General features: G+C 71.3%; 17 protein-coding genes. 14 read left to right on the plus strand and 3 right to left on the minus strand.

All coding sequences use genetic code 11. From position 1 onward, the window contains the following. The first annotated feature begins 70 nt into the window (after positions 1-70). From O7610_RS27260 to O7610_RS27300, 9 genes are all read left to right on the plus strand, one after another. Positions 71-1021, plus strand: a complete 951-nt coding sequence (locus O7610_RS27260) for an alpha/beta hydrolase family protein (RefSeq protein ID WP_502959061.1) — start codon at positions 71-73, stop codon at positions 1019-1021. Between the two features lie 62 nt (positions 1022-1083). Beyond that, complete coding sequence (locus O7610_RS27265) at positions 1084-1425, plus strand: hypothetical protein (protein WP_281553222.1); 342 nt, start codon at positions 1084-1086, stop codon at positions 1423-1425. Positions 1426-1745: 320 nt separating this feature from the next. Further along, positions 1746-2822: a BMP family lipoprotein gene (locus tag O7610_RS27270; protein WP_281555427.1), complete on the plus strand. Its 1077-nt coding sequence runs from the start codon at positions 1746-1748 to the stop codon at positions 2820-2822. A gap of 215 nt (positions 2823-3037) precedes the next feature. Next, positions 3038-4507 carry an ABC transporter ATP-binding protein gene (locus O7610_RS27275; protein ID WP_353850399.1) on the plus strand — a complete coding sequence of 490 codons (1470 nt, stop codon included), beginning with the start codon at positions 3038-3040 and terminating at the stop codon, positions 4505-4507. After that, positions 4504-5781 carry an ABC transporter permease gene (locus O7610_RS27280; protein ID WP_289212167.1) on the plus strand — a complete coding sequence of 426 codons (1278 nt, stop codon included), beginning with the start codon at positions 4504-4506 and terminating at the stop codon, positions 5779-5781. Before O7610_RS27275 ends, O7610_RS27280 begins: the two co-directional genes overlap by 4 nt. 5 nt (positions 5782-5786) lie before the next feature. Beyond that, entirely contained in the window at positions 5787-7064 is a 1278-nt protein-coding gene (locus O7610_RS27285; RefSeq protein WP_475054834.1) for an ABC transporter permease, read from the plus strand. 100 nt (positions 7065-7164) lie between these two features. Further along, the gene (locus O7610_RS27290) at positions 7165-7986 is read left to right on the plus strand and encodes a cytidine deaminase (protein WP_289212168.1); all 822 of its coding nucleotides are present in this window, start codon (positions 7165-7167) and stop codon (positions 7984-7986) included. Positions 7987-8100: 114 nt separating this feature from the next. Further along, complete coding sequence (locus O7610_RS27295) at positions 8101-9423, plus strand: thymidine phosphorylase (RefSeq protein ID WP_289212169.1); 1323 nt, start codon at positions 8101-8103, stop codon at positions 9421-9423. Between the two features lie 122 nt (positions 9424-9545). After that, positions 9546-10226, plus strand: coding sequence for a DUF4272 domain-containing protein (locus tag O7610_RS27300; RefSeq protein WP_123605494.1), 681 nt, complete (start codon positions 9546-9548; stop codon positions 10224-10226). Positions 10227-10237: 11 nt separating this feature from the next. On the opposite strand, the gene O7610_RS27305 is transcribed toward O7610_RS27300, so the two are convergent. Next, complete coding sequence (locus tag O7610_RS27305; protein WP_281553225.1) at positions 10238-11185, minus strand: putative RNA methyltransferase; 948 nt, start codon at positions 11183-11185, stop codon at positions 10238-10240. A 101-nt stretch (positions 11186-11286) separates the two neighbouring features. Here O7610_RS27305 and O7610_RS27310 point away from each other — a divergent pair, with 101 nt between their 5' ends. The 5 genes from O7610_RS27310 to O7610_RS27330 all read left to right on the plus strand — a co-directional run bounded on the left by O7610_RS27310 (position 11287) and on the right by O7610_RS27330 (position 17768). Next, positions 11287-12366 (plus strand): adenosine deaminase, encoded by a 1080-nt coding sequence (locus O7610_RS27310; RefSeq protein WP_278171353.1) that lies wholly within the window; start codon positions 11287-11289, stop codon positions 12364-12366. Positions 12367-12769: 403 nt separating this feature from the next. After that, positions 12770-16282 carry a sensor histidine kinase gene (locus O7610_RS27315; RefSeq protein ID WP_289212170.1) on the plus strand — a complete coding sequence of 1171 codons (3513 nt, stop codon included), beginning with the start codon at positions 12770-12772 and terminating at the stop codon, positions 16280-16282. Further along, entirely contained in the window at positions 16279-16683 is a 405-nt protein-coding gene (locus O7610_RS27320) for a roadblock/LC7 domain-containing protein (protein ID WP_278171351.1), read from the plus strand. The genes O7610_RS27315 and O7610_RS27320 overlap by 4 nt, the downstream gene beginning before the upstream one ends. 118 nt (positions 16684-16801) lie before the next feature. Further along, the gene (locus O7610_RS27325; RefSeq protein WP_281553227.1) at positions 16802-17179 is read left to right on the plus strand and encodes a DUF742 domain-containing protein; all 378 of its coding nucleotides are present in this window, start codon (positions 16802-16804) and stop codon (positions 17177-17179) included. A 1-nt stretch (position 17180) separates the two neighbouring features. After that, positions 17181-17768 (plus strand): GTP-binding protein, encoded by a 588-nt coding sequence (locus tag O7610_RS27330; RefSeq protein WP_123605491.1) that lies wholly within the window; start codon positions 17181-17183, stop codon positions 17766-17768. A 292-nt stretch (positions 17769-18060) separates the two neighbouring features. Here O7610_RS27330 and O7610_RS27335 read toward each other — a convergent pair whose 3' ends face one another. Both O7610_RS27335 and O7610_RS27340 read right to left on the minus strand, forming a co-directional pair. Then, positions 18061-20553 (minus strand): transposase, encoded by a 2493-nt coding sequence (locus tag O7610_RS27335; RefSeq protein ID WP_281553228.1) that lies wholly within the window; start codon positions 20551-20553, stop codon positions 18061-18063. 29 nt (positions 20554-20582) lie between these two features. Further along, positions 20583-21632: a SatS C-terminal domain-containing protein gene (locus O7610_RS27340; protein WP_281555431.1), complete on the minus strand. Its 1050-nt coding sequence runs from the start codon at positions 21630-21632 to the stop codon at positions 20583-20585. Positions 21633-21668: the final 36 nt, after the last annotated feature.

The following is a 21668-nucleotide window of genomic DNA, read 5'->3' on the forward strand; positions in this document are numbered from 1 at the left end:
CGACAGGTGCAGGACAACCCTATTGACCTGCGTAAACACCCCTGTGGCGACGAGGAAGGGCAGCAGGATCGTGACAGGACAGACAGCATCGACGGCGGCCTACCGGTCGCCGCGCGGGCGGCGGCGCCGCCCGCGCAACCGGCCGGGCTGGCTCCGGCTGCGGAACCTCTTCGTGGGCGGCGCGGCGGCGGCGGCGATCTCCGCCGGCGTCGTACTGGCGCCGACCGCGCAGGCGGCGGAGAGCCCGTTCGAGCGGGGACCGGCGCCGTCGGCGGCCAGCATCACGGCGGCCAACGGTCCGTTCGACATCGACGAGACGGTGGTACGTCGTTCCCAGGCCTCGGGCTTCGGGGGTGGGACCATCTTCTTCCCGACGTCGACCACGGAGGGCACCTTCGGCGGGGTGGTGATCGCGCCCGGTTTCACCGCCCGGCAGTCGTCGATGGCGTGGCTGGCGCCGAGGCTGGCGTCGCAGGGCTTCGTGGTGTTCAACATCGACACGAACACGACGACCGACCAGCCGGCCAGTCGGGGCCGGCAGATGCTGGCCGCGCTGGACTTCCTCACTCAGGACAGTCCGGTGCAGGACCGGGTTGATGCCGACCGGTTGGCAGTTATCGGACACTCGATGGGTGGGGGAGGAGCTCTGGAAGCGGCGGACGCCCGGCCGGAACTGCGGGCAGCCATCCCGTTGACCCCGTGGAACCTCACCAAGAACTGGTCCGACCTGCAGGTGCCGACGATGATCATCGGCGCAGAGCGGGACGGCATCGCTTCGGTACGGCGCCACTCGGAACGGTTCCACGCGAGCTTCCCGGACGACCTCGAGTCGGCGTATCTGGAACTGCGGGGTGCCAGCCACTTCGCGCCCAACATCCCGAATGCCACGATCGCCTCGTCCAGTGTCGCCTGGTTGAAGCGGTTCGTCGACGACGACCTGCGGTACGAGCAGTTCCTCTGCCCGCCGCCGGCCGACGACCGCGCCTTCTCCGAGTACATCGACAGCTGCCCGCTGCTCTGATTGGGTAGGACGTGCCGGACCCGGGGGCGGCCGGGAACGGCACGGTGCGCGAGGATGAGCAAGTGGAAGCTCTCAGACTCGTACTGCTCTACGCCCACCTGATCGGGTTCGCGTTGCTACTCGGTGGGGCTGTCGCCCAGTGGTTCAGCGGTCGCATCCGGATCAACCCGGCGATGCTCTGGGGCGCGGTGATCCAGGTCGTCACCGGCATCGGGCTGTCCGCGCCGTTGCGGGACGGCGCCGAGCCGGCCCCGGCGAAACTCGTTACCAAACTGGTGCTCGGGCTCGCCATCCTGGCGATGGTCTTCTTCTCCCGTAAGCGCGAATCGGTCAACAAGGGGCATTTCCTGGCGATCATCGTGCTGACGTTGGTCAACGCCGCCGTCGCCGTCTTCTGGCGCTGACGCCACGCCACCGTACCGCGACCGACCGTGCCGTCACCTGCCCCGGTCACGACCGGGTGAACCGCCGACGACCCGCTGCCGCCCCTTATAGGGTCGGCGGCGGGAGCGACCCTGCGGATCCGCGGGTGATCTCCCGCGCGGGAGAGTTACGCGAGGGTAACGGCGGCTCAACAGTCGTGCACGATTGTCGGCCGGTGGACGGGACCGCGCGTACGCTCCCGTCCAAAGTACGTCCGGTCCGACCGGCCGGGTGGGGACGCGATGCCGCGACAGTCTGCGGTGTGCAATGGAAGGAGACCGTCTTGCGCGCTACGCGTGGGATGCGGATCGTCTCGATGATCGCGGCGGGTGGGCTGGCGCTCACCGCTGCCGCGTGCGGCGAGGCACCCGATAACGAAGGCACGGACGGCACCGGTGGCGAGCCCACCGAGGCGTACAAGGCGTGCATGGTGACCGACGTCGGCGGCATCGACGACCGGTCCTTCAACGCCTCGGCCTGGGCCGGGATCGAGGCGGCGCAGAGCGAGAACGACGCGGTCGACGGCGACTACGTCGCCTCCAGCGCCGAGGCCGACTACGAGCCGAACCTGACCGGCTACGTCACCGGGGACTGCGACTTCATCCTCGCCGTCGGCGGCCTGATGCGCGACGCCACCATCGCGGTCGCCGAGGCCAACCCGGACCAGCAGTTCGGCATCGTCGACGCCACGACCGACCTGGCCAACGTCTACCCGATGCAGTTCGACACCGCCCAGGCCGCGTTCCTCGCCGGCTACCTGGCGGCCGGGTTCTCCGAGAGCGGCATCGTCGGCACCTACGGCGGCCTGCCGATCCCGCCGGTGACCATCTTCATGGACGGCTTCGTCGACGGCGTCGCCCACTACAACGAGGTCAAGAGCGCCGACGTGCAGGTGCTCGGCTGGGACAAGGCGACCCAGAACGGCTCGTTCACCAACGACTTCGTCAAGCAGGACGAGGGCAAGAAGGTCGGCGACAGCCTGGTCGCCCAGGGCGCCGATGTGATCATGCCGGTCGCCGGTGGCGCCGGGCTCGGCACCGCCGCCGCCGCGCAGGCCGCCGGTGGCGCGTACAGCGTCATCTGGGTCGACGTCGACGGCTGCCAGAGCGCCGAGCAGTACTGCGACACCTTCCTGACCACCGTGGTCAAGAACATCCCGGACGCGGTGAAGCAGGCCGTGCTGGCCGGCGCGAACGGCGACGAGCTCGCCGCCGACCCGGGCTACCTGGGGAACCTGGAGAACAACGGCGTCTCGCTGGCCCCGTACAACGAGTTCGACGACCGCGTCTCCGACGAGCTGAAGGCCGAGGTCGAGCAGCTCAAGGCGGACATCATCGCCGGCACCATCGAGGTCACCTCCGACGCGCAGCCGGAGTAGCCGGCGGCCGGCGTGCCGGGGCTGCCCCGGCACGCCCCGCGAGCGACACCCCGCCCCTGTCACCGGGGTCCACAGACCCCGGTGACAGGGGCGGCCTCAGCCATCGACCCCTCCGGGCACCCGCCGGTGGCCCGGAGTCTCCCCGGGAGGCTCCGCTGAGACTCGAACTGCGCGGCATCACCAAACGCTTCGGCGACCTGGTCGCCAACGACCACATCGACCTGACCGTCGAGCCCGGCGAGATCCACGCCCTGCTGGGCGAGAACGGCGCCGGCAAGTCGACCCTGATGAACGTCCTCTACGGGCTGCTGCAGCCGGACGAGGGCGAGATCCTGGTGGACGGCACCCCGATCAAGATCCGCAGCCCACGGGACGCCATCACCGCCGGCATCGGCATGGTGCACCAGCACTTCATGCTGGTGCCGGTGCTCACCGTGGCGGAGAACGTCATGCTCGGTGCCGAACGCACCCGGGGCGGGCTGCTCGGCTTCCTCGACCAGCGCCGGGCCCGCGCCGAGGTGGCCGACGTCTCGAACCGGTACGGCCTGGCGGTCGAGCCGGACGCGGTTATCGAGGACCTGCCGGTCGGCATCCAGCAGCGGGTGGAGATCGTCAAGGCGCTGACCCGCGACGTCGACCTGCTGATCCTCGACGAGCCGACCGCCGTGCTCACCCCACAGGAGACCGAGGACCTGCTCACCGTCATGCGGTCGCTGAAGGCGGCCGGCAAGTCGATCGTCTTCATCACCCACAAGCTCGGCGAGGTGAAGGCGATCGCCGACCGGATCACGGTGATCCGGCGGGGCCGTACGGTCGCCACCGCCGAGCCGACCGCCAGCCGCGACGAACTGGCCGCGCTGATGGTCGGCCGCAGCGTCAGCCTGACCGTGGACAAGTCCCCGGCGCAGCCGGGCGGCCCGGTGCTCGAGGTGGCCGGCCTGGTCGTCGCCGACGAGCGCGGCGTGCGGGTGGTCGACGGGGTCGACCTGACCGTACGGGCCGGCGAGGTGCTCGGCATCGCCGGAGTGCAGGGCAACGGCCAGACTGAACTCGTTGAGGCGATCATGGGTCTGCTGCCGGCGGCGGCCGGCACGGTCACCCTCAACGGCGAACGCATCGACGGCTGGAGCACCAAACGGGTGCTGCGCGCCGGGGTCGGCTACGTGCCGGAGGACCGCAGCGTCGACGGCGTCGTCAAGGAATTCACCGTCGCCGAGAACCTGGTGCTCGACCTGTACGACCAGCCGCCGTTCGGCTCCGGCCTGGCGCTGCGGCCGGCGGCCATCGCCGCCTCCGCGACCGAGCGGATCGCCCAGTTCGACATCCGTACGTCGTCGGGACAGGCGGCGGTCGGCACCCTGTCCGGCGGCAACCAGCAGAAGGTGATCGTGGCCCGGGAGCTGAGCCGGCCGCTGAAGCTGTTCATCGCCGCCCAGCCGACCCGGGGCGTCGACGTCGGCTCCATCGAGTTCATCCACGGCCGGATCGTCGACGAACGCGACGCCGGCACCGGCGTCCTGGTCGTCTCCAGCGAACTGGACGAGGTGATCGGGCTGGCCGACCGAATCGCGGTGATGTACCGCGGCCGGATCATCGCCGTGGTCGGACCGGACACCCCACGGGAACAGATCGGCCTGCTGATGGCCGGGGTCACCGGCGGGACCGAGCAAGAAGGGACGCAATGAGCAGCGACAACGGCTCGTCGGCCGGTTCGCCGGACAAGCCGCCCGCCGAAGCCGGTGACTCCCTCGGCCAGCGCTTCCTGCACAACCTGTGGGCCGCCAACACCGTCACCGTGACGGTGCTCGCCCTGCTGCTGGCCGTCGTCATCGGCGGCGTACTGATGATCGTCTCCGACCCGGAGGTGCTCGCCACCTACACCTACTTCTTCGCCCGCCCGGGTGACGCGCTGTCCGCCAGCTGGACCCTGGTCAGCGAGGCGTACGCCAACCTGTTCAAGGGCTCGGTGATCGACCCGGCGGCGGTGCGGTCCTTCGCCGCCGGCGACGCCGAGTGGTCGACGGTGTTCCGGCCGATCTCCGAGACGCTGACCTACACCGCGCCGCTGGTCTTCACCGGGCTGTCGGTGGCGTTGGCCTTCCGGGGCGGCCTGTTCAACATCGGCGCCCAGGGGCAGGCGATCATCGGCGTCGTGGTGGCCGCGCTGGCCGGCTTCCTGCTGCCGCTGCCGCTGGTGCTGCACGTGGTCGTCGCGGTGCTGGCCGGGGCGCTCGGCGGCGCGCTGTGGGGCTTCTTCCCCGGTTTCCTCAAGGCCCGCACCGGCGCCCACGAGGTGATCACCACGATCATGCTCAACTACGTGGCGCTGTACTTCCTCACCTGGATCATCGTGCAGCCCGGGGTGCAGAACCCGGACCGGCCGGACGCGATCAGCCGGCCGGTGGACACCACCGCCCAGCTGCCCCGGCTGCTCGGCGACGGGCTGCGGGTGCACGCCGGCATCCTGCTGGCGGTCGTCGTCACCGCCGCCGTCGCGTGGCTGCTCAACCGGTCCACGTTCGGTTTCGAACTGCGCGCCGTCGGCGCCAACCCGGACGCCGCGCGGACCGCCGGGATCAGCGTCACCGGCACCTACGTACTGCTGATGGTGGTCGCCGGCGGGCTCGCCGGGCTGGGCGGCGCCAACATGGTGCTCGGCAGCACGGCGAACGCGTTGACCCCGCTGGTCGCGGCCCAGATCGGCTTCGACGGCATCCTGGTCGCCCTGCTCGGCCGGGTCAAACCGTGGGGTGTCGCGCTGGCGGCGCTGCTGTTCGGGGCGCTGCGGGCCGGTGGCAACGCGATGCAGTCGGGTTCCGGTATCTCACTGGAACTGGTCACCGTGCTCCAGGCGTTGATCGTCATCTTCATCGCCGCCCCCGCCCTGGTGAAGGCGATCTTCCAACTCCGGGCGGCCCGGTCCGCCCGGTTGCAGACCAGCATGGCGAAGGGCTGGTGACCGCGTTGTCCACCATGATCGCAACTGACGCCCCGGTGGCGGTGGTGCAACGGTTCTGGAACCGTACCCGGATCAGCGGCGCCGTCCTGGTCGCCGCCGGCGTGGTCGCGGCCGCCGTCTTCGGCTCGCTCGCCGCCGAGCAGCAGGCCCGGTTCACGCTCAGCGAGACCGCCGGCGGGGCCGCGCTGCGGATCCCCGGCAACCTGGGCGCGGTGCTGTTCGGCCTGGCGACCCTCGCCGCCGGTGCGCTGCTGCTCAGCCCGTACGGTGCCCGCTGGTTCCGCTGGCTGCTCGGCGTCGGCATCGTCGGCTTCGTGGTCAGCTTCCTCTGCTGGCAGATCTCCACCGCGCCGACCGGGCAGAACTTCATGCCGATGGTCAACATCGTCCGGGGCACCTTCCTGCTGGCGTTGCCGCTGGTCTTCGGCTCGCTGGCCGGGGTGCTCTGCGAACGCTCCGGGGTGGTCAACGTGGCCATCGAAGGACAGCTGCTGATGGGTGCGTTCGCCGGTGCGCTGATCGGCACCATGTCCGGCAACGTCTGGGTCGGGCTGATCGCCGCCGCGTTCGGCGGGGCGTTCATCTCGCTGCTGCTGGCCCTGTTCGCCATCCGCTACCTGGTCGACCAGGTGGTCATCGGCATCGTGCTGAACCTGTTCGCGATCGGCCTGACCGGCTTCCTCTACGAGCGGCTGATGCAGACCGACCAGCCGGCCTACAACCAGCCGCCGCACTTCGGCACCTGGGAGATCCCGCTGCTGTCCGACATCCCGGTGCTCGGGCCGGCGCTGTTCCGGGGCAGCATCTTCCTCTACCTGGCGCTGATCCTGGTCGTGGTGATCAATGTGGCGCTGTTCCGGACCCGGTGGGGGCTGCGGACCCGGTCGATCGGCGAACACCCGATCGCGGCGGACACCCTCGGCGTACGGGTGCTGGGATTGCGTTACCGCAACGTGCTGCTGGCCGGCATGGTGGCCGGGATCGGCGGCGGGTCGTACACCCTGCTGCTCTACTCGTTCACCAAGAACATGATCGGCGGCAAGGGCTTCATCGCCCTCGCCGCGATGATCTTCGGCCGGTGGAGTCCCACCGGGGCGCTGCTGGCGTCGCTGTTCTTCGGCTTCGCCGACCAGCTCGGTGCCTACCTGGGGGCGATCAGCAGCGCCATCCCGAGCCAGTTCCTGGCGATGCTGCCGTACCTGGCGACGCTGCTCGCGGTCGCCGGACTGGTCGGCCGGGTACGGGCACCGGCCGCCGACGGCAAGCCCTACATCAAAGCCTGATCAACGCCGGTTACCGTTTACTACTGGCCGGTCAGGTCCGGTCGAACGAACCGGACCGACCGGCCGGTGGCGGTGGCCGGTGCAGGTGAGGAGGGCAGTCGTGGAGATCGACTGGGTGGAGCTGCGGCGGGCCGCGACCGAGGCGATGCGGCACGCGTACGCGCCGTACTCGAACTTTCCGGTCGGCGCGGCCGGGCTGGTCGACGACGGCCGGGTGGTCGTCGGCTGCAACGTCGAGAACGCCGCGTACGGCGTGGTGCTCTGCGCCGAGTGCGGCGTCGTCTCGTCGCTGCACAGCACCGGCGGTGGCCGGCTGGTGGCGTTGTCCTGCGTCGGCGGGGACGGTCAGCCGCTGATGCCGTGCGGGCGCTGTCGCCAGCTGTTGTGGGAGCACGGCGGGCCGGAATGCCAGGTCGAAGCGCTGCCTGCGCCGTTGACCGTGGCAGAGCTGCTGCCGCACGCGTTCGGCCCGGCGGACCTCGCGGCCGCCGCGCTCGCCCCGGGCGTCGGCGTCGGCCGGGGCACCGGACGCGGTGCCGGTCGTGGCGCGGCGGAGCGGGACCGGGTCGGCCCCGAGCACGTCGGGCGGGCCGACGCCGCCGGCCGCCCGGTGGTGGCACCGGACACCGCGGTGCCGGCCCGGCTGGCCAAGTGGCGGGGCCGGGGCACCGTCTTCGTGCACCCCGATTCGGCCGGCGGCGAGCTGGTCTGGACCGGCTACTGGGAACGGTCCGAATCCACCGGCGAGGCGGCCGGCTCGGGCATCCTGGAGGAGGCGCCGAGCTGGCCGTCGGCCGAGTCGGTGGTGGCCTGGGGCCGGGCGCGCACCCACCGGGTGGTGGTGGTCGACGCCGACGGCGGGGTCTCCTGGGCCGGCGAAGGCGACCCGCCGACCGAGGTGAGCACCCGCTGGACCAGCTGATCGAGCGCGGTAGCACCGCGAGCACCCGGCAGCAGCACCGCGAGCATCCGGCAGCCGATTTTCCTACCCCGCCCTCTCCGGCGTCGCCCGCGACCCTGGAACCATCGTAAAGGTATGACCGATTTGTCTAGTTACAGCACCAAGATAGCCGGCGTAGTCGACGTGATCCGCACCAAACGCGACGGCGGCCGGCTCAGCGACGCCCAGATCGACTGGACCATCGCCGCGTACACCCGGGGTGAGATCGCCGACGAGCAGATGTCGGCGCTGGCCATGGCGATCCTGCTGCGCGGCATGGACACCGCCGAGATCGCCCGGTGGACGGCCGCCATGATCGCCAGCGGCGAGCGGCTCGACCTGTCCGGCGTAGCCCGGCCCACCGTCGACAAGCACTCCACCGGCGGCGTCGGCGACAAGATCACCCTGCCGTTGACCCCGCTGGTCGCCGCCTGCGGCGCCGCCGTACCGCAGCTGTCCGGCCGAGGGCTCGGCCACACCGGCGGCACCCTGGACAAGCTGGAGTCGATCCCCGGCTGGCGGGCGGACCTGACCAACGACCGCTTCGTCGACCAGCTGCGCGACGTCGGCGCGGTCATCTGCGCGGCCGGCGACGGCCTCGCCCCGGCCGACCGCAAGCTGTACGCGTTGCGCGACGTCACCGGCACCGTCGAAGCAATCCCGCTGATCGCCAGCTCGATCATGAGCAAGAAGATCGCCGAAGGCACCGGCGCGCTGGTCCTCGACGTCAAGGTCGGCAGCGGAGCCTTCATGGCGTCGGTCGCCGACGCCCGGCAGCTCGCCCGCACCATGGTCGACCTGGGTGCCGCGCACGGCGTCCGCACGGTCGCCCTGCTCACCGAGATGTCCACCCCGCTGGGCCGGGCGGTGGGCAACGCCGTCGAGGTGACCGAAGCGGTCGAGGTGCTCGCCGGCGGCGGGCCGGCCGACGTCGTCGACCTCACCCTCGCGCTGGCCCGCGAAATGCTCGACGCCGCCGGCCTGCCCGACGCCGACCCGGCCGCCGCGCTGCGCGACGGCCGGGCGATGGACACCTGGCGGGCGATGATCGCCGCCCAGGGCGGGAATCCGCACGCCCCGCTGCCGGTCGCCGCCGAAGCCGAACTGGTCCGCGCCGACCGGGACGGCTACGTCGCCGCGGTTGACGCCCGTGCGATCGGGGTGGCCGCCTGGCGGCTCGGTGCCGGCCGGGCCCGCAAGGAGGATCCGGTCAGCGCCGCCGCAGGAGTGATCCTGCACCGCAGGCCGGGGGAGCCGGTCCGGGCCGGTGACCCGCTCGTCGAGCTGCGCGCCGACGACCCCGACCGGATCGCCGACGTGCTGCCGGCCCTCTCCGGCGGGTTCGGCCCGACGGATCCCGTTCAGCTCACCGACGCACCACCGGCGACTACCGAGCTGGTCGTCGACCGGATCGCCTGATCCGCCGCGACCGGCGTACCGACACCCCTTGTCGTGGTACCCGTGACACAGAGCGGATATCCTGCCTCGCCGGGGGTCCGTTCAGGAGAGAAGCCGACGCCGACTAGCAGGGAACGAAGCCTGTGACCGTACTCGCTCCTGACCCCCGGGCCATCCGCGCGGAGAGTCTCGACGAGCTGCGTCGGCTCCGCCTACCGTTGCCTCCGGCCGGCTTCCCGCTGGTCTGGGAGCCGGGTGACGGGGTCGAGCTGCGGCCCACCCCGGAGATCGAGGCCCGCACCGCGATCCTGCATCTGGTGCTGGCCCGCTGCTTCGGGATGCCGCCGCAGGCGGCGATGAGCTGGCTGCTCAACTCGCACCTGGTCGAGCTGGTCACCCCGCCGGAGTGGCAGTTCGTCATCGGGGGGCGTGGCGACCACCGCTCGTTCGTCCTGCACCACGACGCGATCTTCGCGTTGGCCTGGGTGCTGGGGCTGACCCGGCACCTCGACCCGGTCGCGGTCTCCGACGACCGACTGATGGCGTTGCTGCCGAAGCTGGCGGCCGGCGAAACCTTCGCCCAATGGCGTTCCCGGACCCTCGTCGCCCCCCGCGACGCGGCCGAGGCCGCCGTACTGCTCGACTTCTACTACTGCCTGGACTGGGGTTACCTGGAAGCGGAACGGCGGGGCGACCCGTTGCCCGGGGTGGTGGACGCCAACGCCATCGGGCAACGGCGGTGGGCCCTGGAATGGGCGGTCGTCTTCCGGGGCCCGTACCACGACGCACCGCCCGGCTGGGAAGAGGTTGACCTGTCGACCTGACCGGTCCTCGGTCAGCTGCCCGGCTGGCAGCGGTAGATCGCCAGTTGGACGGCGGCGGAGACGGTGACCGGTTCCGGCAGCGCGGCGATCGCCGAGGCCAGGTCGGCCGGGTCGGTGTGCCGGGCGCTCGGCCCCATCCGTACCAGCGCGGTGACGTCGCGGTGCGACAGGCGCAGCCGGCGGCGCAGGACGTGCAGCGCGACCCGGTCGAAATGGTGCCGTAGCGCCGCGCCGGTACGGTCGTCCTTCGCCGGGTCCACCCGGAGCAACCCGAGGGGGCCGATCACCTCGCCGAGATGGTCGGGCAGCGGGGTGACCACGACCAGCGCGCCGCGCGGGCGCAGGATCCGGGCGAACTCCCCGCCGTTGCGCGGAGCGAACACGTTCAGCACCAGGTCGGCGCAGGCGTCGGCGACGGGCAACGGTCGCCAGGTGTCGCAGCGGACCGCGGCGGCCGACGGATGGGCGCGGGCGGCCCGGCGTACCGCCGCCTTGGACAGGTCCAGGGCGAGTCCGACGGCGCCGGGCAGCGCGTCGAGCACCGCCGCGAGGTAGGCCCCGGTCCCGGCGCCGGCATCAACCACGATCGGCCCGGCCCGGTCGTCCGGAGCCGGCTTGCCCGCGACCCGGTTGTCGGGGGCTCGGTTGTCGAGGGCCGGGCTGCCCACCGCCTCGACCAGCCCCGTGGCGACAACGTCGAAATGTCCGGTTCGAAGGAACTCGTCGCGGGCGGCGACCATCTCGGCGGAGTCGCCGGCGTGCCGGGCCCGGCCGGTCACCAGGTCCACGTAGCCCTGCCGGGCCACGTCGAAGCTGTGTCCAGCCGGGCAGCGCAGCGCCCGCACGGCGCCGTCGGCGTTGCCGTTGGTGCCGCCCGCGCGGGGGACGCCGCCGTCGCGGGCGGCGAGCGGCGCTCGGCAGACCGGGCAGCGCAGGTACGGCAGTACGTCGGTGAGCATCGTAGACATCCTGCCTGGCTGGTGACCGGCACCCGCGCAGGCATCGGCAATACCCGTGTCCCGTGCCGGAGCGCGACGTCGGAACCTACTACCCTCCACCCATGGTGGCTGTTTCGTTGGCGGAGATCGTTCGGGCGCCGAAGGTGTTGCTGCATGACCATCTGGATGGTGGGTTGCGGCCGGCGACGGTGGTGGAGTTGGCGGACGAGGTGGGTCATGTGCTGCCGGTGACGGATCCGTCGGAGTTGGGTCGGTGGTTCGTGTCGGCGGCTGATTCGGGGTCGTTGGAGCGGTATCTGGAGACGTTCGCGCACACGGTGGCGGTGATGCAGACGGAGGCGGGGTTGTTCCGGGTGGCGGCGGAGTGTGCGGTGGATCTGGCGGCGGACGGGGTGGTGTACGCGGAGGTGCGGTTCGCGCCGGAGCAGCATCTGTCGCGGGGGTTGGGGTTGGGTCAGGTGGTGGAGGCGGTGTTGGCGGGGTTCGCGGCGGGGTGTGCGGAGGCGGCGGAGGCGGGTCGGGTGATCCGGGTGGGGACGTTGTTGACGGCGATGCGGCATGCGGCGCGGTCGCAGGAGATCGCGGAGTTGGCGGTGCGGTACCGGGATGTGGGGGTGGTGGGGTTCGACATCGCGGGTGCGGAGGCGGGTTTTCCGCCGACGCGGCATTTGGACGCGTTCGAGTTTTTGCAGCGGGAAAATTTTCATTTCACGATTCATGCGGGTGAGGCGTTCGGGTTGCCGTCGATCTGGCAGGCGATTCAGTGGTGTGGTGCGGATCGGTTGGGGCATGGGGTGCGGATCGTGGATGACATCGAGGTGGGTGGGGGTGGGGTGCGGTTGGGGCGGTTGGCGTCGTATGTGCGGGACAAGCGGATTCCGTTGGAGTTGTGTCCGTCGTCGAATGTGCAGACGGGTGCGGTGGGTTCGATTGGTGAGCATCCGGTGGGGTTGTTGCGTGATCTGCGGTTCCGGGTGACGGTGAACACGGACAACCGGTTGATGAGTGGGACGTCGATGTCGCGGGAGATGTGGTTGTTGGTGGAGGCGTTCGGGTGGGGGTGGTCGGAGTTGCGGTGGTTGACGGTGAACGCGATGAAGAGTGCGTTCATCCCGTTCGACGAGCGGCTGGCGGTCATCGACGACGTCATCAAGCCTGCGTACGCCAAGCTGATCGGCTGACCTGGTAGCCAACCCGCCGGTGGCCCATCGGCCGCCGACAGTGGTCCCCCGTTCGGGCCACCGGTAGCCAACCACCCGGTCGGTGGCTGGTCGCGGAGGGCCATGTCCGGCGGGTCCTATCGGTGGTGGCGGCTCGACGTGGTGGGCGTAAGATGCTCGTCGCGCTCCGAGAGCACAGTTGCCCTCGAAGCCGGCAACACGGACCGAAGTGTTTACTTAACGTGATCAGGCAAGTGCTATTTGTCACAGGTCGGGATAACCATCGCATCACACTCGCAGTGACGAGCCACCTGGGCTTTCTCTTTGCGTGGTGTCGTGATGGAATCTCGGGGGTCCGATCCGCCCGGGTCGGCCGATGGGGTGTCCGGTGCAACGAACCGGCACCGATGAGGAGGGCGGTGACGTGAGCGAGCGGCCGAAGACGGCAGATTCATTCCTGTCGCGTCTCCGCCGGCCGGTTGGCCGGCTCAACGATCTGCCGATCTGGTCCAAGCTCGGTCTGATCATGATCGTGCCGACCCTGGCGACGATCGTGGTCGGTACCAACGGCCTCATCGGGCACCTGGAGACCGCTGGGAACGCGTCTCAGGCACGCACACTTGCCACCTTGGCCGCCGCCTCCGGCGACCTGGCCCACGACCTGCAGAACGAGCGGGCCGCCGCAGTGCTCCTGCTCGGCACCGGCAACGAGCAGCGCCGGCAGGGCTACCTCGATGCGTACAACGCCCTGCACGGCACCGTCGACGAGGCCCGGACGCCGTACTCGCAGCGCCGCGCGGAGCTGACCGACCTGCCGGTGAACTTCCGTAACCTGCTTTCCCGGATCGACCAGAACCTCGCCGACCTGCCCGGGGTACGCAGCCAGGTGGTCAACAGCGCCACCGCCGACGGCACCTACCGTCTCACCGAGGCCGCCCGCGCCTACGAGGTGCTGCTCAGCGACCTGCTCGACATCCGCGACTCGGCCGCCCAGCTGGCCAACGACACCGAGCTGAGCGACCACATGCGGGCCGCCGCTTCGCTGGCCCGCAACAAGGAGTTCCTCTCCCGTGAGCGGATCGTCGTGCTGCGGGCGTTCAGCCAGAACGCGTTGACCCCGTCACTGCGAACCGACTACATCAGTACCCGGGCCGGCCAGGCCCAGTCCCGGCAGAGCTTCGAGGCCGCCGCCGTCCAGGAAGACCTGGAGTTCTACAACCAGACGGTGGCCGGTCCGGCGCTGCGGGAAGCGGACACCTACGGCGGTTTCATCCGGGGCCAGAACGAAGAGTCGATGCGTGACACGCCGTTCGACGCCGACGCCTGGGACGCGGCGCTGACCGGACACGCGGACCTGATCCGCACCGTCGAGCAGAAGATCGACAGCGACGTGGTCAACGAGGCCACCATCCTGCGCGACGACGTACAGCAGCAGTTGTTGATCGAGACGATCCTGCTGCTCGTCGTGCTGCTGCTGGCGATCCTCTTCGCTGCTCTGGTCGCCCAGGCGATGGCGCGTTCGCTGCGTGAACTGCGCCAGGGCGCGCTCGCTGTGGCCCAGCACGGTCTCCCGCATGCTGTTGCCCGACTGCGGGACCCGCAGGTCACCGCGCAGAGCTCGCCGATGCAACTGGCCAACCAGATCGCCGAGCCGCTGCCGGTCCGCAGCAAGGACGAGTTCGGTCAGGTGACCGAAGCGTTCAACGCGGTTCACCTGGAGGCGGTCAAGACCGCCGCCGAACAGGCCGCACTGCGTTCGTCGGTGTCGACGATGTTCGTCAACCTCGCCCGCCGGTCACAGATCCTGGTCGACCGGTTGATCGGCCACCTGGACCGGTTGGAGCGCGGCGAGGAGGACCCGGACCGGCTCGGCGAACTCTTCCAGCTCGATCACCTCGCCACCCGGATGCGGCGCAACGACGAGAACCTGCTGGTTCTCGCCGGCGCGGACTCTACCCGCGTACAGCGTGAGCCGGCGGCACTGAGCGACGTGCTGCGCGCCGCGCAGTCCGAGGTCGAGCACTACACCCGGATCGAATTCGGGATGGTCGACCGGGACATCGAGGTCGCCGCGCACGCCGTCAACGACCTGGTCCACCTGGTCGCCGAGCTGTTCGACAACGCCACGGCCTTCTCGCCGCCGGACTCGCAGGTGATGGTCGAGGCCCGCCGGGTCGGCGACCGTGCCGTGCTCTACGTCGAGGACCGCGGTATCGGCGTCAGCGCCGACCAGCTGCGGGAGCTCAACGACCGGTTGGCCAACCCGCCGATGGTCGACGTGGCAGTGTCCCGGATGATGGGTCTCGTCGTGGTCGCCCGGCTGGCCAAGCGGCACGGTGTCAAGGTCGAGCTGCGCCCAGCCGCCGACCGGGGCACAGTCGCCGACGTCACCCTGCCGACCTCGGTGCTGATTCCGCGGGCCCTCGCCGGCCGCAACGCCGCCCCGGCCGCGTTCGGCTCCGGTGGCGGCCAGGAGATGCCCGCCGTCGCCCGGCCGTCGTTCGCCGCACCCCTTGCGTTGGAGGGCGGCAACGGGCCGTCGGGCGGTGGCTTCGGCGGCCGACCGGCCGAGCCACCGGCACCGGCACCGGCCGGCCCCCCGCCACGACCGTTCGAACCGGCACCGATCAACGGTGGTGGCCCGGCGACCCCGCCGGCCGCCCCGGCCCGCCCGATGCCAGCCTGGTCGGACCTGACCGGAGCGACCAACGGCACGAACGGCGCCAACGGCTCCGACGTGCTGGGAGCCCCGCCGGCCAATGGCCAGCAGCGCACCGGTCCGCTGCCACAGCGCCGATCCAACGATCACTGGACAGTCGACGGCGAGGTGACCGGAGCGGCGCCCACCAGCGGCATCCCGCGTCAGGCCCCCACCTCGCCGGAGACCCACGGCGCGCCGACCGGCCACCAACCGGTCAGTGGGCAACCGTACGTCCCGCCGGTATCCGCACCCCCGGTCCGGCCGTTCTCGGCCCCGCCGGCGCCACCACCGGCAGCCGCCCCACAGCCCGCCGCGTTCCAGCAGCCGGCCAGCTTCCAACGCCCGACGCAGCCGCCGCCGCACCAGCAACGACCGGCGACACCGCCACCGGCTGCTCCGGCACCCTCGGCCGCGCCGCCGCCCAGCGCGGCACCACCGGCCTGGCCGCCGGTCGCGGCGGAGCAACGGGACACCCCGGCACCGCCGGTCCCGGAGAAGCTCGCTGCGGCGCTGGACATGACCGCCGAACTGCCGAGGGTGTCCCGGTCAGGTCCGGACAACGCGGCGACCGCCCAGCACCCGACGATCACCCCGCCAGCGGCACCCAAGCAGTTCGCCGACGAGACCATGGAACTGCCGATCTTCCGCGAGCTCGAGTCGGCTTGGTTCCGGACCCGGCGCCCCACCGCAGACGAAGCGCGGGCGGCAGCGGGAGCAATGATCAAGCAGTCCGGTGGTGCGGCCTCGACCGCCACCACCCAGCCGATCGCCAAGGTGGAGGCCTCCCAGCCACCCGCTCCGGCGACGGAATCCGGGACGACCACGGCTGGCAGGCCCGGTTCGTCGTTGCCGCGTCGACCCGAGCCGGTGGCCGCCACCTCGCGGTCGGCTGCGGCCGGTGGCGGCGGTGGCGAGGGTCCGCAGGACAGCTGGCAGACCGCCGCAGACGACGGCTGGCGCGCGGCAAGCGCTGCGGCTGATGTCGAAGTGGCCGAAAAGACCCAGGCGGGCCTGCCCAAGCGGGTCCCGATGGCACAGCTAGTACCAGGTGGCGTAGACAAGGCGTCAGGTTCGGTACAGCGTCGCACACCGGAAGCGGTCCGTGGGCTATTGTCCGCGTACCACCGTGGTGTGCAACGCGGCCGTACTCAGCCCAAGGACGACCACTCGACCAACCCGGGGGCGACCCCGGGAGGGCAGCAATCCTCGCAGGCTGGCAAGGAGCATGAGGGATGACAACTACGCAGGATCTCGGTTGGCTGCTGGCCAACTTCGCCGATCGCGTGCCGGGGGTCGCTCACGCGATTGCGGTCTCAGCGGACGGTCTGCTCCTGGCGGCGTCCCGGGATCTTCCCCGGGACCGTGCGGACCAGCTCGCGGCCATCGCCTCCGGACTGGTCAGCCTCACCCAGGGCGCGGCGCGGTGTTTCGAGGGTGGTGCGGTGCTGCAGACAGTGGTTGAGATGGACAACGGCTTCCTCTTCCTCATGTCGATCTCGGACGGTTCGTCGTTCGCGGTACTGGCCGCCCGAAGCTCTGACGTCGGCCAGGTGGGGTACGAGATGGCTCTGCTGGTGGACCGGGTTGGCGAGGCGCTGACGCCAGCGCCCCGCACGGCCGCCGGAATGCTGGGCTGACCACGCTGACGAGACCGGTGCCGGCGTCGACGACCGGCACCGGTCTAGCAGAGAAGAACTGGACGCTACGAGCTCCGACAGGTGGAGCTGCGGGCAGGACGAGAGGGGGTGACGGCAGATGACCGAGCGCGATGAACCGACCGGTGCTCTGGTCAGGCCGTACGCCGTTACCCGTGGTCGTACCCGGCCGAAGCTGGAAATCGCCCTCGAGGCGCTCGTGGAAACGACGGTGCGCGGCCGGTCCTCAGGCGCTGTGCAAGGCGGCTCGGGCCGGGAGCACCAATACATTGCCGCGCTATGTGACGGCCGGCTGCAGTCGCTCGCTGAGATCGCGGCGCGGATGCAGCTCCCACTCGGAGTAGCCCGGGTCATCATCGCGGACATGGCCTCGGACGGCCTGGTCGCGGTGTACGAGCCGACATCCTTGGACGACACGAACGACGCGGTGGGCACGGAACTGCTGGAGAGGGTGCTGAGTGGACTTCGCAGGCTCTGACATGGCGCACCGCCCCATGGCCGGGCGCGTGACATCGGCGAAGATTGTGATCGCCGGTGGGTTTGGCGTCGGCAAGACGACGCTGGTCGGCTCGGTCTCGGAGATCACGCCGTTGACCACCGAGGCGATCATGACCTCGGCCGGTGTCGGCGTGGACGACACGCGACAGGTGCCGGGAAAGACGACCACCACGGTCGCCATGGACTTCGGACGTATCTCGATCGACCGAGATCTGATCCTCTATCTGTTCGGTACGCCGGGCCAGACTCGATTCTGGTTCATGTGGGACGAACTGGTGCGAGGAGCGATCGGGGCGGTGGTGCTGGTCGACACCCGTCGACTAGCCGACTGCTTCGCGGCGATCGACTTCTTCGAGCATCGGCGGCTGCCCTACCTGGTGGCGATCAACTGCTTCGACGGCATGCAGTACCACGATCCGCAGGACGTGCGTGACGCGCTGGCCATCTCCAGCGACGTCCCTGTCGTCCCGTGTGACGCGCGGAACCGTGAGTCGACGAAGCACGTGCTGATCTCGCTGGTCGAGTACGTGCTGACCATGCGGCGTCAGCGCGCGGTGGCACCGGCCTGACCGCCCCGACCCACCCGGCACGGACTCTCCCGATCTGCGACCCGAACCGGCGGCACCTGACCCAGGTGCCGCCGGTAGGTGTCGTTTGCGGCCGGCCCGCGTGTGGTGCCTGCCGACATCAGCGGGGTGGGAGCGACATCGGCGTGGGCGGCAGTGGCACCTGCGGCAGGACGGGCGTTCCACGACGGGTGTACGGAGCACGGCGGGCACGACTCTCGGGCACCAGGCCCGAGCAGGCCGGCACCAGGCCCGAGCACGCGGGTACCCGTCAGCGGCGGGTGGTGACCCCCGGTCAGGAGTGGTGACCGGCCGGTCGGTACTCGTACTCGCGGCCGTCGCCCTGTCCGCTCTGGTCCCGGCTGAAGTCCCATCCGCCGGCGGCTTCCCGGCCGGGCCGTCCGCCGACGGCGTACCCGCCGATCTCCTGACCTCGACGCCAGCCCCGGAAGTAGCCGTTGGTGTGTTCGGCGATGCTCGCCGCGTCTCGGACGATCCGCAGCGGGCGCTCGTCGCGCAGCGGTGAGCCCGGAACCAGGTTGGCCTGCGGCACCCGCTTCGGTAGCCCGGCGTTGGTTGCGGCACCGATCGACGGCTGCGCGGCCAACTCGGCAGCCCGCCAGCCGTTGTCCGCCTGCGTCGCGAACTCCGCCCCGTCGGTTTCCGGATGCCGGACGAACCAGGCCGACCGTGCCGCCGCGAAGATCAGCAGGTCGCCGTCGCCCTCATCGGGTACGGGCGGGGCGCTCAGCGGCTCTACGGCGGCCCGACGGCCGCGACCGTACTCGGTGGGCTGGGGAGCGTCCACGAGACGCAGCGGTGGAGTCTCCGCCGGGGCGTCGGGCCGGCTGTAGTCGTCGGGCCGGTAGCTGTCGGGCCGTCCGTAGCCGTCGGCTCGGAAGTCGTCCTGTCGGACCTGGTCGGCGACCGGCGGTTCGACCAGACGCAGCATCGGTGGCTCCGGCGGCAGGTCGTCGGCCAGCCACGGTGGCTTGACCCGGCCGCTGTGCCCGTTGGACGCGGCCGGCAGGTGTTCCTCGTGCCCTCCCGGGTAGACCGGATCGGGCTCGTCAGCGCCGTCGGGACCGGGCGGCACCAGCGGCCAGTTGGACCGGGAACCGGGTGGTGACGACGTCGGCGGACCGGGTCGGGGGGCGGGAACGGGCAGGCTGTAATCGGTCGCGGAGAAGCCTCCGGTCGGCGGCTCGGCGAGCGGCGAACCACTGACCGGTGCTGCCGAGGCCGGTGCCCCGGACATCGGTGCCCCGGACATCGGGCTGCCAGAGACCGGGTGCGCCGACACCGGGGTCCCGGAGACCGGCGCCGTACCCGCCGGTGGCGCCGACTGTGGCGAGATGGTCGGGGCGGGGCCGGCCGGACCGGCACCTGCCCGGGTGTTCGGCCGAGGGGTGATCGGGGTCGGCCGGCGCTGTGCCCGCGCGTCGTTGATGGCAGCAGTGGTGAGCGTGGCGCGGAACGGCTCGCCGGCGTCCGCTGGTGCGATGCCGGGACGTTGCGCCGGCATCGGGGTCATCCCGGGCGGTGGCGGGGGAGGGGGAGGGGCGGACACCGGACGGTCGCTGCCCGGTTCGGCGGAACGCCGGGCCACCGGGGCGAGTGGGGTGAGTGGCGTCGGCGCGTTCGGCGGCGGCGCCACCGGGGCCGGTGCCACCGGCGGCGTGGTCATCGGCTGAGGGGAGGTGGGGGTGCCACCGCCTACCGGCTGCGGGCGGGCCCGCCGGCCGCCGGCGGGGGTGCGACTCGGGCCGGCGTCCGGGGCCGGCGGTACCGCGTGCAGCCCGGGTGCCGGCGGCCCGGAGGTCGGGTCGGCCGCCCGGCGCGCTGCGTGCGGCGCGCCGATCGGGGGCGGGGCGACGACCCGGGCGGTCAGGGTGGCGACCAGGGCATCGGCGGCGGCGTCGCAGGCCCGGACGGCGGCGACGGCGTGCCGCACCGTCTCGGCGGTGGCCGAGGTGAGCGCCTTGTTGACAGTGCTGCGGCGGGGCGACTCGACGATCGCCACCCGTAGGGCGGTCACCGCCGCGTCGATGGTCTGCGCGTCGGCCACCCCGTCGGAGGCGAGGTGGGCGGCGACCGCGTCAGCGGCGACGGTGAGCTCGCGGTTGCGTGAGCTGGTGCCGCTGAGCATGCCCGGCTCCGGCAGGGCGTCGAGCACCGCGAGCGCGACCGGCTCGGCCGGGTCGGGGTAGGCCCGCAGCGCGGCCGGGTACAGCTCCCGGAGCACCTCGCGCAGTGCCACGGCGGCGGCCTGCCGGCCGTTGGCCAACGCGGCGTGCGCGGCCAGCACCGGCTTGTACGCGACAAGGTCGCGGGAGACGGGCAGGGCCACCGCGGACATCGCCCCGGCCTGGAGCGACCGGGCCAGCCCGACGGCGCGCCGCTGGGCCGGCGCGGAGGACATCTCGTCCAGCGACTCGTCGTCGGCGAACCGCTCGGCGTAGTCGTCCGCGGCGTCGTCGTCGGCCACCGCGAGTGGGCGACCGGCAGCGGTCAGCAGCGAGGTGACGACGTGGTCGTCACTGTCGGCGGCGATGGCAGCTCCGCTCGCGCCACCCGACCGCTCGATGAGCATGCAGCTCAGCCGGGCGTAGCCAGCCGGGTCGTCGCCGATCTCGCAGACGTCGAGCAGCCGGCCGGCGTCGTCGACTATCGCGGCGGACAGGGCCGGACCGGTCGAAGCCGACCGGGCAGCCCGGTCCGCCGATGCCAGACCGCAGTACACCCGCACGAGCGCCACCGCGCCGTCCTCCTCCCGGACACCCGTCATGCCAAGGACTGATGGTCCCTGGTGAGGGGTCAGTCGCGCCAGTCCGCAGCGGCAGAGATCTTGCCGATAATCGTGCGCCAGCCGAGACTTGCCGTTTGTGCCCCGATTTTCTTCAACTTGCGGCGCGCCATGAAACCGCCGATGCCGCCGTCAACCGTCGACCTTAGCGCCTCGTCAAGATCGTCCAGCCTGGATCCGGTGGAGAGCATGTCCAGCACTGAGGGCATCCGCAGAGCGTACGCGAGGTCCCTCGCGACCTCGCCGGACTGGATCAGCAGCGCCGCGTCCCAGGCGTCGTGGCCGCCTCGCAGGTTCTCCACCACGAGATCGAGTTCGTAGGTGTCCTCCGGGAGCGCCGCGACGTCCGCCGGCTGCAGCCGGTCGACCAGATCCGGCCAGCTGTCCAGCTGCGCGAGGTCGTGCGACGCGCCGGACCGGACGAAACTGACGAGCGCCTCGGGGTCGCGGAACAGCAGCAGCTTGCCCCGGTGGCTGAGGAAGATCGGCACCTCTTCACCGCCGTCGGCCGACTCGGTGACATCGACATCGGCATCCGCATCGGCGACTTCGTCGGCGTCGTCACTCCCACCGGCTGCGTCACCCTTGCCGGCCTTGCCACCCTTGCCCGACTTGCTCGTTGACCCGGCCTGCTGCTCCTTCTCTTCCTCCGCGAGCGCTGCGGCGAACTCCTCGTCCAGGATGACCACGGACTCGTCGTCCTCGTCCTCCTCGGCGGCTGCCCGCTGCCGAGCGGCGAACAGATCATCCTCCTCGCGCTCGGAGATGTCGGTCGGGGTCAACGCGGCGGACGGCCGGTAGGCGCGCAGCGTGTAGCCGACGCCAGCCGGCAACGCGATCTCGACCGGGTCGATCCGTACGTCCTGCCAGAGCGACCGGTCGGCGGCGAGCGCCGTGTCGTCGGGGTCGGATACGGTGTCGGCCGCTGCTTCGACGTCGGCCGTCGCGGCGTCCACCGCGTCGTCAGGACCCTCGGATCCGGCCGTGCGCCGGTCGGCATCGGGCTGGTTCGGCAACTTGGCCACGCTGACCTCCGTGTGTTCTCCGGTGACGGCGCCCAGACCCGGACTGTCGGGTGGGTGACTCTGCGCACACCC

Origin of the sequence: Solwaraspora sp. WMMA2065, assembly GCF_030345075.1 — a bacterium.
Lineage (GTDB): Bacteria > Actinomycetota > Actinomycetes > Mycobacteriales > Micromonosporaceae > Micromonospora_E.